The sequence below is a fragment of the Binatus sp. (SeqCode) genome, assembly GCF_036522015.1.
Lineage (GTDB): Bacteria > Desulfobacterota > Binatia > Binatales > Binataceae > Binatus.
Window position 1 is genome coordinate 1 of record NZ_DATDGQ010000391.1, and the last position, 9125, is coordinate 9125.

The window sequence follows — 9125 nt, forward strand, 5'->3', positions numbered from 1 at the left end:
ATTCGTGTTCGCGGCCTGGCGGAATCGGCACGCACAAACCACCTCGGCAGATTCCCTCAGGCTTGAGCTCCCAACCCGCGAGCTTTTTGAGCTCCGCCGCGTCGAGCCACAACGCATTCGAGTCCGCGATCGCGCGCTCGAAATGCAGCGGCTGGTCGTCGTGAATGATTGTGGCGGCAGCCGTCCTGGATTCAGTTGTCATCGAATCTCCTCCCCGTTCATCCTTTGAGCGTTGCCTGCAGATTCTTGCCCTCGCGTTTCCGGAATCCAACTGCGACGCCTAGCCGTTCGAGGTGTTGGTCGATTATTTTGCCGCCGAGGCGCACGCGATGCTCGCCGAAGAACTTCTTCACCTCGTCCTCGCGATCGAGCAGCGCGACTACGGCTTCGCACATTCGCGGCAGCGCGTTGTCCGGATATTTTTGAATCATCTCGTCCCAATGCGCGCGCGCAAAATCCCACGCCTCATAGCGGCAGGTAGAGTTGAGCAGCAGCGAATGCATCAGGTACGGCGAATTCTGCGTGCGCACCTGCCCGTCCAGCGTCATCTCCATCGTTTTCCTGAGCAGATCGCGATCGCGGAAATTTGCCAGCGCAAAGAGGAAGCGCTGCTCTTCTTGCGGCGTGCGCGGCGCTTTGAATTTTTTCTTGAACTCCTCGTAGCGCGCGGCGTCGCCCGAGTGCGCGAGGATATTAACCAGCGCGGGCATCAGGTCGCGATCCGCGGAATCTGGATTGTCCTCGAAGCGCGCATACAAATCGCGTGCGCGCTTTTGCACGTCGGGATCGTCGCCGAGCGTGCCGAGCGCGCCGATAAGCGTGCCGCGCAATTGGCGCACCAGCTCGCTCTCGCCGGACTGCGGCTCCCAGCCGAGCCGCGCGGCGGCCGGACCGACGATCTCACGCACGGTCGCGGCGAGCGCGGGCCGCTCCGCGTCAGACGCGATCATGTCGAGGTACGCGAACGCGCCGATCAACGCCCGCCACACATTGATGTCGGTTTCGCTGGTGAACAGCCGCGCCATCTTGAGGAACTCGCTGAGCGGCCCGAGTCCCGCGACGGTCGCCGCCCACGTATCGCTCACCAGCCCGAAACGTTCGATCGGTTGCAACGCGGCGGGATTCTTCGTGATCGCCGCGAGCAGTTCGGGCGCGTAATGCACGCGATAGAAGCCGTGACCGCCCTCGTTCAATAGCGCCCATTCGAGCTTGCTGGGCAAATCGACGGTCGTTTCTTTCGTCGTGAGCAGCACTTTATGCGTCGAGACGCCCTTGTCGGTCTTCGCGCGAACCATCACGGGCACATGCCAAAGCTGGTCGTTGTCCTCGACCAGGTAGAAGAAGCGGCGCTGCGAGAGCTTGAGCCCACGCCCGTCAGTACTCGGCGCCGCGTCGATGATCGGAAAGCCCGGCTGGAAGATCCACGAGTCCATCATCTTGCGCACCGGCTCGCGCGACGCCGCCTCGAGCGCGTCCCACAAATCGCTGGTCTCGGTGTTGTTGAATTGATGCTTCTTCAGGTACCGCCGAATGCCGTCGCGAAAAACACTGTCGCCGAGAAACTGCTCGAGCATCCGCAGCACCGCGGCGCCCTTCTCGTAGGTCAGGATGTCGAACATCGCGCGGCAGTCCTCGGGACTCCGCACCGTGAACTCGATCGGGCGCGTGCTGCGCAGACCGTCAATCGACATCGCGGCGGCGCGCGAAACACTGAAGCTCTCCCATCGCTTCCACTCGGGCTTCCACGCATGGACCGCCAGCATCTCCATGAAGGTGGCGAATGCCTCGTTGAGCCAGATCCCGTTCCACCATCGCATGGTGACGAGATCGCCGAACCACATGTGCGCGTTTTCGTGCGACACCACGTCGGCGACGCGCTCGAGCTCGGCGCGCGACGCGGTTTTTTCGTCGGCCAGCAATGCGGTCTCGCGGAACGTGATCGCGCCAAGATTTTCCATCGCGCCCGACGCGAAATCCGGAATCGCGATCAGATCCAGCTTGTCGCCGGGATATTTGAGGCCGTAGTAGTCCGCAAAATATTTCAGCGAGAACGCGCCAATCTGTTTTGCCCAACTGGTCAGCGACTCTTTGCCGGGAACGTGAACGATACGCAGCGGCGTGCCCGCATCGACCGGCGCAGTCGCGTCGAACTCGCCGACGATGAACGCGACGAGGTAGGTGGACATCGCGATCGTTTCCTTGAAGACGACCTCTTTCTTGCCGCCGGCCAGCTTGCGCTCGCTCTCCTGTCCGCCGTTGGAAATCGCCGCCAGATTTTCGTCGATGACCAGCGTCACTTTGTAGCTGGCCTTGAGCTCCGGCTCGTCCCAGCATGGAAAGGCGCGGCGCGCGTCAGTGGATTCGAACTGCGTCGTCGCGGCGACGTGAGTCTTGCCGGACGCGTCCTGATACTGACTCCGATAAAAGCCGTGCAGCTTGTCGTTCAGGATTCCGCGAAACGCAATCTTCAGCGTCCACTCGCCCGCCGAAAGCTTCTCGGCGAATCGAAGATGCGCGCGCTCCTTGGCCGGCTCCAGCTCGGCCTTTGCAACGACGGATTTTCTACCGCGTTCCGCGCTCACCTTGTCGACTTCCAGCTCGAGTGCGTTCAGCACAACCTCGTTGGTCGCCTCGTTGACGGCGACCGTAATATTCACTTCGCCCTGAAAGGTGAACGCCTTGAGGTCGGGCGTCAGGTGAATGTCGTAGCGCTTGGGCGTGACGTTTTTCGGCAGGCGATAATCCTGCGACGCGTCAGCGAGCGGAGCTCCATCCTGATCGAGCATCTGGTCTCTCTTTCCTTATATTTGCAGTCGAGTGCGAAAAGTGAAAATGACAAATTGTGGGAAGCCACGCCCCGCACGTGTGTAGCCTAGTTCAAACGGCGTCGATGCGCGAGCAATCATTCGCCGGCGAGCCGGAGCGGACGCTCCATCCACACTACGTCCCAGTAGCGGTCGAACTTGCGGCCACATTCGGTGAAGACTCCGACGTCGGTGAAGCCGAATTTTCGATGCAGCTTGACCGACGCCTCGTTGGGGAGCGTAATTCCGCCCAGCAGACGATTAATGTCCTCACCCTTGAGCGCGGCGAAAAGTGCGCCATACAGCGTCGCGCCGATTCCGCGCCCCTTCGCATCGTGCGCACAGTAGATCGACGCCTCGACGCTCGTGTCATACGCCGCCTTGTTGCGAAACGGCCCCGTGCATGCATAGCCGGCGACCCGGCCAGCGTCTTCTGCGACGAGCATGCGGTGCCGTTTGGTGCCGCTATGCTCGTCAAACCATCCCACGCGCTGCTCGACCGTCCATGGCTGGAGGTCGAACGTGATCGGTGTGTTGACGATGTAGTAGTTGTAAATTTCGGTCAGGCGCGGCAGGTCGTCGCGCACCGCGGGCCGAATCTTTACATCCGCCATGAAGCTGGTCTCCTGGTTGAGGGTTTTCGCCGATTCACAGGCAACCCCAGTTGCAAAGTTGAATCAAGCGGCAAGTCTGTCCTTCGCGAGATCGGCAAACGTGATCAGCTCGATGCCATTTCGAACGATCGCGTTGTGCACACGCGGGCTGGTGAGAATCTCGACTTCGAGCTGCGCTTGGACCGAGGGTGGGACTCCGCCAATGTCGGCGGCCGGATGGAAATACAGTTCGGTCGTGCCGTCGCGGATTCGATCGATCACGCCTACGACATAGTCTTCGCTCAGATGCCCGCTCTGATGAAGTCCGAACAGCGCGTCGGTCGCGGTTAGGCCGCGCGCAACCATCATGCGGCTGGTTCGGCGCGACAGCGTGCGAAAAATAATCGACTCGACCAGCTTGCGGACAACATTGTCCCGGCGCAGCCGGATCGTCGTCATCACGCGTTCGCGCGGGAGCCTGATGCAGGGCACTTTGTATTCGACGGCGAGGTTAACGAGAATATCGGCGAACAGCGGATGGACGTGGAAGTTCAGATGGCCGTCGATATGATTGAGATAGCCGACCAGCTCGAGATGCCGCTCGACTTGCGCGCGCAGCTCATCGGTCATCGCGGCGCGCAGCGAGCGATCGAAGAAATATCGCATACCCGCAGCGACGGGGCTGCCGATGAATTCACCCGACGCGCCAACCGCGCCGCCGAGCCGCGAAGAGTCGAGAATGCTGCGTCCCTGGCAGACCACCGCATGCAGCCCGACGTCGAGCTCCAGATTGTCGCGCGCGAGTTCAGCAGCGGCGCGCGCGGCCGGCTCCGCGACCATCAGGCTCGCACTGCGCAAAATCCCGTCGCGGTGCGCCCGCGTAATGCCGGCGTTGACCTCCGGCGACAAGCCGAAGTCGTCGGCGTTAACGATCAGGCGCTTCAAACTGCTGCACCGCGACTATCGAAAAACACTGGCTCGATTTTGCTAGTATCGAACGGCTCACTCAAGCGTCTCTCTTCGAGACGGCAAAGTGAGAAGGAAATTGATTCTTCTTTTCTATGCATTCGCGCGCGAGATCGCGCCTTTCAAGCGCCGCCAGGTGAAGCGCGCTCCGCTCGCGCTCGACGGCTTGGATGGCTTCCGCGCGGAGATCAACGGCAAGGAGTTTGCCGTTGTCGGTCACGGCATCGGGCATCGTCGCGCAACTGAGGCCGCACGCCGAGCGTTCGATTCGATACCCGGCGCTGAATTGGTAATTGGAACCGGCGTTGTCGGCGCGCTGTCGAACGGACTTAAGCCGGGCGACCTCGTCCTCTCCGACCGCGTACTGAGTTTTGATGCCGACGGCAAAGTAGCCGAACAAGTGCTGGCTGTCGGGGACTCGCATCTGCGAGCGGTCGGTCATTCGCTCGCGAGCGCGGGTATCGCGTACTCGACGGGAGCGATTCTGAGTTCGCATCGCGTGCTCGCGACCGGCGCCGAGAAACGACGCGCGAAGGAAACCACCGGTGCGATCGCGGTGGACATGGAAACCGGCGCGATTGCCGCAGAGGCGGCGGCGCGGGGACTTCCATTCATCGCGATTCGCGCCGTGCTCGACGAAGTTGACGATGAAGTAGTGGGCGCGGAGGTGGCCGACGAGGACGGGAACGTGCGGCCGCTCGCCGCGACGTCGTACCTGATCCGCAATCCCGCGACGATGCTCAAGTTGCCGAAGATGATTCGAAACCTTTCGCGCGCGACCGCCGCCATTGCCGATGCGCTAACTGCGATCGCGCACGAAGGCCAGACTCCGGATGTTACGAAGGGCGCTCGCGACCCGGTGGCGCGAAGGCGCCCGCGCTGAACCCGCCGTCGATCGGCACCGCGACGCCCGTGATGAACCCCGCCTCGTCCGACGCCAGAAACGCGGCCAGCGCGCCGACCTCTTCCGGCTTCCCGTTGCGGCCGAGCGGATGCGCATTGCCGGTGCGTGCCCACACCAACTGCGACGCGCCGGCGGGAACGGTGTTGCAATTTTCGGCGATCGGCGTTTCGATCACGCCGGGGCAAATCGACACGCATCGAATCTTGTGGCGCGCGAAGTCGAGCGCGATTCCCTTCGACATGATCACCACGCCGCCCTTCGCCGCCTGGTAGGCGCCAAGATTCGGCACGCCCTCGATTCCCGCGCCGCTGGCGGTGTTGATAATCACCCCGCCGCCCTGCTTGATCATTTGCGGAATCGCGTACTTGCAGCCAAAAAACACACCTTTCAGGCAAACGTCCACGACCCAGTCCCATTCTTCTTCGCTCGTGTCGACCACAGTTTTTGGCACAAAGACGCCAGCGTTGTTGAACAGGATGTCCAGTCGGCCGAACGCGCGAATCGTTTCATTGACCATCCGCTCGACTTCGGCGCCGACGCGCACGTCCACCGACACCGACTTCGCGACGCCGCCGGCCTTCTCGATCTCAGCCGCAGTATTGCTCGCCGTCTCGGCGCGCACGTCAGCGACCATCACCTTCGCGCCTTCCTTCGCGAACCGAATCGCGCTCGCGCGCCCGATTCCCGAACCCGCGCCTGTGATCAATGCAACTTTGTCCTTGAGCAGCATGTTTGTTACCTCGCCCGCTTCGTCGTCGTAGCTCGATGTCCGACGCTTGCCACAGTCGGGGAAAATTTGGAAGCGCGGAGCTAAGCGGTCGCGCGGCGCACATCGTGCGTCAGCGCGCTCGATGGCTTCCAGACCGGAAGATCCCGCTCGTAGGGAAAGTCGGCCAAATGACGCTCGATCGCGGAGTCGTCGCCCCAGGATTCGCGGCGGGTCAGAATATGAATTGCGAGGACCGTGAACGGCAAGTAGATGAACACCGCCGCCCATCCGATATTGGGGGCGTCGATTCGGAACAGCATTGTTATCCCGAAGATCACGATACCGGCGTAGAGCGCCGGACCAAGCAGTGCTCGCGAGCGCATCGCGGGAACCAGGCCGGCCGGCTTCGCCGCACCACGACTGAGCGCGCCGTCGAGCCACTGGAAAATCGCGATCGTGATTGCGGCGACGAAATACCATCCGAGATAGTTACTGATCGGCACTCCGAAATGCGGACCCGGCGGGTCGTACCAGAAAATTTTGCCGAGGAACCATCTCTCGCCGAGCACGCTCAGCGGATCGACGACCATGTCCACCATCACCATGAACAGCGCTGCCATCAGCCAGACTCGAGGCGCGCGGCGGATTTCCCACGTGTCGAGAATTCGGACATCCGCACCGCGCCGATACAGCGGCGAACTGAGCAAGAGCGCCACCGTATAACTGGCGAACGCGAGGAACGTGAACGACAGCGAGTCCATGAACGGAACGCCGAACACCCAAATCTCGCGCGCGCGGGTCGCCTCAATATAGTGATAGAGCCCGAACGGGAATCCGTTGTGGACCGAAGACCACTCGCACGCGAGCGACACGGCGTAGGTCAGGACCGTGAACAACAGCGTCGTGCGCAGACCGAAGTTCACGATCGCGATAAACAGAAAACTCGCGAGGAAGATGAAGACGTAGGGGCGCAGCGCGATCGTGGATATCAGCAGATGCATCGCCTGGCCTACGCGGCGCTCTTCGCCGTTCCCCTCGATCTGAAAAATTCTATCGCTGCCGCAATCGCCGCATCGATCGGCCCCGCCGAATAGCCTAACTCCGCGTGTGCCTTCGACGAGTCGAAGAACATCCGCTTTCGCGCCATCCGCACTTCGGTCAAGCTTGCCCGCGGCGCGCGGCGCGTGACGGTGCGCGCAAACGCCTCGGCGCCAAGCGCATAGCCGAACGCCACTGCGTACGGAATTCTCACCTTCGGCGCAGGCATCGCGGAAATCGCCGCGAGCCGCGCGAGAAATTCCTTGAGCGTGAGATTTTCACCGCCGAGAATATATTTTTCGCCGATACGGCCGCGTTCTGCCGCGAGCAGATGCCCGCGCGCGACGTCTTCGACATCAACTATGTTCAGCCCGGTCTCGACATACGCGGGCATCCGCCGATTCAGAAAGTCCACGATGATTCTGCCGGTCGGCGTCGGCTTGAAATCGAGCGCGCCGATGGGCGTCGACGGATTTACGATTACAACCGGCGCGCCCGCGCGTGCGGCTTCCAGCGCCGCCTGCTCCGCCAGGTACTTCGATCTCTTGTAGTGACCCGGCATCTCCGCGAGCGACGACGGCGTATCCTCGCGTCCTACCCCGCCGTGCGGAATCCCGAGTGCGCCCACCGTGCTCGTATAAACGATTCGCGAAACTCGCGCACCGGTTGCAGCCGTGATGACATGCTTGGTGCCGTCGACGTTGGTCGCATACATCGGCGCCGGGTCGGTCAGCCACAGCCGGTAGTCGGCGGCGACGTGATAAACTTCGTTGCATCCGTTGACGGCGCGCGCGACCGAATCGAAGTTCCGCAGATCGCCGCGCACGATCTCGACCGGCAGCCCAACCAGCGCGCTCAAATCCGCGTTCTCGCGCGCGAGCACCCGCACCCGATCGCCGCGGGCAATCAGCGCGCGCACGACGTGGCATCCCACGAATCCATTGCCGCCCGTCACCAGCGCCGACTTGGTACTCATTCAATTAGTCAATAGCTATTCGGCGTGGCGCGAGAACACGGCGTCTGCCGCGGCTCGTCCTGAAATTACCGCGCTCTCAATCGTCGCCGGCAGTTCTGTTTGTATCCAGTCGCCGGCCAAAAACAAGTTCGCGATCGGCGTCTTCGCTGTCGGACGCAATTCGTGCGATCGGAGGTCAGGCGCCATCGTCGCGTTTTTCTCCTTCAGCACCAGCGACTTCACGACTCTGGCCTCGCGCGACGCGGGAATCATGGCGTGCAGATCGTTTATCACAATATCCAGAATTTCCTGGTTGCTCCGATCGACCAGCTTACGCGCGCCGCTGATGACGAAGCTCAGGTAACCCGGATGCACTTCGCCGCGCTGCGCGAATATCTGGCGTTTGTTGAATAGCCATTGAGTAGTAGTACCGATAAACCCGATGAACGGCGAATTAGTCACTTCGCGATCGAGCCACACATGAACGCAAATGATTGGCGAGCTCGAGAGACCCGTAAAACGGGAAAAAAACGGGTCCGCGACCGCGTTCTCGGGCAGTAGACGGAGTAATTGCGGCGCCGGCACCGCACTGATGAAGTCCGACGCTTCGACTCGACGCCCGTCGCGCAATCGGACGCTGGCGACGTCGCCGCGCGCGCCGAGCTCCAGCATCTCAACGATCGAATGCGACGCGACCGTCCCGCCTGCGCGCTCGATTAACCGCTGCGCGCCCGTGCAGTACAGATCGCTCAACCCGACGCGCGAATAGACGAACGCTGAGTCACTCCGGCGCGAAAAAAAAGCGCGCTTCAGAACTTCGGCCAATAGCTGCGCCGACGACGATTCCGGCTCGTCGTTCAACGTCGCTATCGACATCGGATACCAGAAGCATCGGCGCGCGTGTTCCGATTGCCCGAGTCGATCCATCAGTTGCGCGACCGTGATGCGGCGCAGTTCGCCGCGGTCGAACCGTCTCATCGCCAGCATGCGAAGCCCGCCGCGCATAACGCTCATTCGTTCCGCAATGGTCAGATGCCGGTAGCCGAGCAGCGCGGCCGTCATGTGCAGCGGTCCCGGCAACCGCGCCGTCTTAAGCACTGCGCTGCGTCCCGGACCCGCGAGCATTTCGATTTCCAGGTCCTCGTGAAACACCAAC

General features: G+C 61.9%; 8 protein-coding genes and 1 pseudogene. 1 reads left to right on the forward strand and 8 read right to left on the reverse strand.

The annotated features are described in order from the left end of the window. The 4 genes and pseudogenes from VIW95_RS16585 to hpnK all read right to left on the reverse strand — a co-directional run. A pseudogene (locus VIW95_RS16585) lies at window positions 1-202 on the reverse strand (hypothetical protein); the annotation flags it as partial. A 16-nt stretch (window positions 203-218) separates the two neighbouring features. Then, window positions 219-2786, reverse strand: coding sequence for a M1 family metallopeptidase (locus VIW95_RS16590; protein WP_331588605.1), 2568 nt, complete (start codon window positions 2784-2786; stop codon window positions 219-221). Window positions 2787-2902: 116 nt separating this feature from the next. Further along, window positions 2903-3418 (reverse strand): N-acetyltransferase family protein, encoded by a 516-nt coding sequence (locus tag VIW95_RS16595; protein WP_331588607.1) that lies wholly within the window; start codon window positions 3416-3418, stop codon window positions 2903-2905. Window positions 3419-3481: 63 nt separating this feature from the next. Further along, entirely contained in the window at window positions 3482-4342 is an 861-nt protein-coding gene (gene hpnK, locus VIW95_RS16600) for a hopanoid biosynthesis-associated protein HpnK (protein WP_331588609.1), read from the reverse strand. An 88-nt stretch (window positions 4343-4430) separates the two neighbouring features. Between hpnK and VIW95_RS16605 the strand changes: the two genes are divergently transcribed. After that, window positions 4431-5246 (forward strand): hypothetical protein, encoded by an 816-nt coding sequence (locus VIW95_RS16605; RefSeq protein WP_331588611.1) that lies wholly within the window; start codon window positions 4431-4433, stop codon window positions 5244-5246. Here VIW95_RS16605 and VIW95_RS16610 read toward each other — a convergent pair. The 4 genes from VIW95_RS16610 to hpnE all read right to left on the reverse strand — a co-directional run. Continuing rightward, window positions 5200-5997 (reverse strand): SDR family NAD(P)-dependent oxidoreductase, encoded by a 798-nt coding sequence (locus tag VIW95_RS16610; protein WP_331588613.1) that lies wholly within the window; start codon window positions 5995-5997, stop codon window positions 5200-5202. The genes VIW95_RS16605 and VIW95_RS16610 overlap by 47 nt on opposite strands. A gap of 80 nt (window positions 5998-6077) precedes the next feature. Then, window positions 6078-6977, reverse strand: a complete 900-nt coding sequence (locus VIW95_RS16615; RefSeq protein WP_331588615.1) for a carotenoid biosynthesis protein — start codon at window positions 6975-6977, stop codon at window positions 6078-6080. A gap of 8 nt (window positions 6978-6985) precedes the next feature. Then, window positions 6986-7990, reverse strand: a complete 1005-nt coding sequence (gene hpnA, locus VIW95_RS16620) for a hopanoid-associated sugar epimerase (protein WP_331588617.1) — start codon at window positions 7988-7990, stop codon at window positions 6986-6988. Window positions 7991-8005: 15 nt separating this feature from the next. Beyond that, window positions 8006-9125, reverse strand: a 1120-nt coding sequence (gene hpnE, locus VIW95_RS16625; protein ID WP_331588619.1) for a hydroxysqualene dehydroxylase HpnE, incomplete at its 5' end; no start/stop codon positions are given.

Coding starts and splice junctions, on each gene's coding strand:
- VIW95_RS16590 (WP_331588605.1), bottom strand. CDS start 2,786: ATGCTCGATCAGGATGGAGCTCCGCTCGCTGACGCGTCGCAGGATTAT.
- VIW95_RS16595 (WP_331588607.1), bottom strand. CDS start 3,418: ATGGCGGATGTAAAGATTCGGCCCGCGGTGCGCGACGACCTGCCGCGC.
- VIW95_RS16610 (WP_331588613.1), bottom strand. CDS start 5,997: ATGCTGCTCAAGGACAAAGTTGCATTGATCACAGGCGCGGGTTCGGGA.
- VIW95_RS16615 (WP_331588615.1), bottom strand. CDS start 6,977: ATGCATCTGCTGATATCCACGATCGCGCTGCGCCCCTACGTCTTCATC.
- hpnA (WP_331588617.1), bottom strand. CDS start 7,990: ATGAGTACCAAGTCGGCGCTGGTGACGGGCGGCAATGGATTCGTGGGA.